Source organism: Deinococcus pimensis DSM 21231 (assembly GCF_000519345.1).
In the GTDB taxonomy this organism is placed as follows: Bacteria; Deinococcota; Deinococci; order Deinococcales; family Deinococcaceae; genus Deinococcus_A; species Deinococcus_A pimensis.
On sequence record NZ_KI912630.1, the window covers coordinates 21,059 to 21,281 of the forward strand.

Genomic DNA, 223 nt, shown 5'->3' on the forward strand with positions numbered 1-223 from the left:
CACCCACGCGCGGCCGTGCGGGCTCAGCACGCCCAGGTCGTCCTCCAGCAGGCGGGGGCCCTCGTGGCCCGCCGCGATCACCACCCGCGCGGCCCGTACGCGCCGCGTCTCGGCGACCACGACCTGCATCGTGTTCGTCACGTCGAGACGTCGGAGCTCCACGCCGCCCGCCACGAGGCGCGCCTCCGCGCTGATCATGAGGTCCGCGCCGAGCGCCACCGCG

General features: G+C 76.7%; 1 pseudogene. It reads right to left on the reverse strand.

What is annotated here, in order from left to right:
* Window positions 1-223, reverse strand: a pseudogene (locus DEIPI_RS38890) (FAD-dependent oxidoreductase); the annotation flags it as partial.